The 2,834-nt window shown below is 34.4% G+C and carries 3 protein-coding genes and 1 pseudogene; 3 read left to right on the top strand and 1 reads right to left on the bottom strand.

Features of this window, described 5'->3' with window-relative positions; genetic code table 11:
- The first annotated feature begins 254 nt into the window (after positions 1 to 254).
- From AFK68_RS38015 to AFK68_RS38005, 3 genes and pseudogenes are all read left to right on the top strand, one after another.
- Entirely contained in the window at positions 255 to 356 is a 102-nt protein-coding gene (locus AFK68_RS38015) for a helix-turn-helix domain-containing protein (protein ID WP_246843972.1), read from the top strand.
- 458 nt (positions 357 to 814) lie between these two features.
- Positions 815 to 1,105 (top strand): transposase, encoded by a 291-nt coding sequence (locus AFK68_RS38010; protein WP_210407201.1) that lies wholly within the window; start codon positions 815 to 817, stop codon positions 1,103 to 1,105.
- Between the two features lie 143 nt (positions 1,106 to 1,248).
- Positions 1,249 to 1,478, top strand: a pseudogene (locus AFK68_RS38005) (zinc ribbon domain-containing protein); the annotation flags it as partial.
- 377 nt (positions 1,479 to 1,855) lie between these two features.
- On the opposite strand, the gene AFK68_RS03295 reads toward AFK68_RS38005, so the two are convergent.
- On the bottom strand, positions 1,856 to 2,551 hold the full coding sequence (locus AFK68_RS03295) for an HAD family hydrolase (protein ID WP_094671581.1): 696 nt from the start codon (positions 2,549 to 2,551) through the stop codon (positions 1,856 to 1,858).
- Positions 2,552 to 2,834: the final 283 nt, after the last annotated feature.

Below are 2,834 nucleotides of genomic sequence, written 5' to 3'. Positions count from 1 at the left end.
TGATGGCAAGATTTGATCGGGGGGAAAAATCTAAACTCTTTTCTGGAGATATATAATGCCATCAAAAAAATGGCTGTTGGGGACTCCCGTTATAATTTGTAATTTAACGGTGAGAGGAAAACAGCCAATAGGGAAAGTATAGTATGTTTAGATATGTTTTGAATCTAGAAATTTTAATCATATTATTTGATTATTTTCTAGACAAAATCCTGACAAATTGTTAGAATAGGAAGCATGGTCGAAACAGAAGGGAAATGATAATAAGTTATTGCTATAAAATTAATCCAAATGGAGAACAAATAGCTAAGATAGATTATTGGCTAGAGTTACTCCGTAGGCACTGGAATTATGCGTGATAGTCAACGATTGGATTGGTTAAATAGAACCAGGTGTCAAATAGACCGATGCTCATTAATTTCATGTCCTATAGGTGAAATTCCAAGCAAAACAGATTATCATTTTCAGTCCGCAGAATTAAAACAGACCAAAAAACTATTTCCCGAATATAAAGAGATATATTTCGAGGTACAACAAAATAATCTGAGAAGGTTGGATAAGTCTTGGCAACATTGGCTAGTTCCAGATAAAACAGGCAAGAGATTTGGCAGACCGAAATTTAAGAAGTCTGGCAAATTAAGGTCCCGCGCGTTTTAGTAGAGTTAATCATCCTAAAGCTGCAATTAAGTTTGATGGGAAACAAATTATTGTTAGCAGATTTGGTGTTATTCAAGTAACAGTTCATAGACCAATTCCAGATGGGTTTACTATTAAAACTGCAACTATCACAAAGAAAGCTGACGGTTATTATGTTAGTTTGAGTTTGGAAGACAAGTCAGTTCCAAGCCTAATTCCTACAGATAATATCAAAACTGCTGTAGGTATTGATGTAGGTCTCAAAGAGTTTCTGACGACTAATACTGGAGAAACTGTTTCTGTTCCTAATTTCTATAGAAAATCTCAATCTAATTTAGGTATAAAACAAGGTCAAGCAGGTAGAAAAGAAATAGGTTCTAACAACTGGAAAAAAGCACAAAATAAAATAGCTAGATTACATCAACACATTGCTAGACAAAGAGAAGATTTTCATGTGCATTACTGCTCATAAATTAGTTAAAGAATATGATTTAATTGCTGTAGTAGACGCGGAGCGGCGCGCCGAAGGCAGACCTTAACATTAAAGGTTTAGCTAGAAATACTAAACTCTCAAAATCAATCTATGATGTTGCCTGGGGAGCTTTTATTGAAAAATTGAATGCACTAGCGGTAAAACGCGGTATTCATGTAGTCAAAGTTAACCCTCATAATACATCACAAAATTGTTCAAATTGTGGTCAAAAAGTACCTAAAACTTTGTCAGTTAGAACGCATTCTTGCCCTAAATTTAAAACGGTTTTAGATAGAGATGAGAATGCAGCAAAGAACATATTAAATAAAGCATTAAGCGAGGTGGGTATCATCTGGCCTGCTTGTGGAGGCTTNATAGAGATGAGAATGCAGCAAAGAACATATTAAATAAAGCATTAAGCGAGGTGGGTATCATCTGGCCTGCTTGTGGAGGCTTAGACGTTAGTCAGCCAAAGAAGCAAGAAACTTCTGAAACTTGGATTCAGCTTTCTTAGTTTAACAGAAGCTCCTATTATAATCTCCGATTTAACGGGAGAGAACTTCACAAATTCATAAATTCTACTTTTTCAAAGCTTTTTAAGGTCAATCAATTTTTCCTATTATAATCCATTCCAATAAGTAGGGTTTGCTGATTAAATATCAAAGCATTAAAAGATAAAGTTTTGATAAATTTTAGGTCTTTAATTTGTCAGAAAAGCTTCAGAGAAAGTTTTGTTTTTTCAGTAGCTTTTTAACTATTCTCTAAACCTATTTTATCAGTGAAAAAATCCGGTGTTGGTAAAGAAGGTATAGCCCACCAAGGATTATGTTGTTGTAACTCCTCCAATTTATAGGAACCAGTAGCAACGGCAATGGACTTAGCGCCAATAGCTTGACAACAACTTATATCATGGGGCGTATCTCCAATCACATAAACTTTTTCTAAGTTAATTTCTCCGACTAATTCTTGGGCAATATTTAACGCTTGACGAGCGATCTCTTTTCTATCTGCTAGTTGATCTGAAAATCCGCCCTGGGTAAAATTAAAATAATTATCTAAACCATAGTGAGTGATTTTTGCTTTTGCTCCGACAGAGGTATTTCCTGTTAGTAATAGAGAAATTACATCATTACGGTGGGGGTGTAAGTGAGAAAGAATTTCTTTGACTCCCTGTAATACTGCTCCTTGTTTTTTAGTGAGACTTTGGGGTAGATATTTACCATAAATTTGTAATAGTTGGTCTATTTTCTCATCATCAGGAGTCATACCTCCTAATTCTAAAATTTGAGCTGCTAGTAATCGATCTGTTGCTCCTGCTGTATTGAGTTGTGATAAATCTATCTCTTTACCAGTTATGTCTCTAGCAGCATCTTCTAGGGCAAAGATACCTGCTCTTCCGGTGGTTAATAATGTTCCGTCAATATCCCAAAATAGTATTGTAGTCATTTTGATCGGGGTAAATGGTTAATTCTTTTTTGTAACAGAACCGCTTTAAAAATTCTGCATATTTTTCTGTTAATATATCAATTCTTAGCAAGCTGTTAGTTATGGGTACATTTTTGATTGTTTCATAAGCTATATTCTGATTTTAGGGTTCGCTTGATCAGCACATTATCTTTCTAGATAAAGCATACTGACACAGAGATAATTAGTTATCCACCAAAATTTATCAATCGCTTGAGTATTTATTTTAAACTTTTCCATAAATACAAATTTCTCTAAAATGATT

The organism is Hydrocoleum sp. CS-953 (assembly GCF_002260545.1).
GTDB lineage: Bacteria > Cyanobacteriota > Cyanobacteriia > Cyanobacteriales > Microcoleaceae > Trichodesmium.
Note: the sequence above shows the minus strand (reverse complement) of the source record. Positions and strands in the feature narration are given on the sequence as shown.

Coding starts and splice junctions, on each gene's coding strand:
- AFK68_RS38015 (WP_246843972.1), top strand. CDS start 255: ATGATAATAAGTTATTGCTATAAAATTAATCCAAATGGAGAACAAATA.
- AFK68_RS03295 (WP_094671581.1), bottom strand. CDS start 2,551: ATGACTACAATACTATTTTGGGATATTGACGGAACATTATTAACCACC.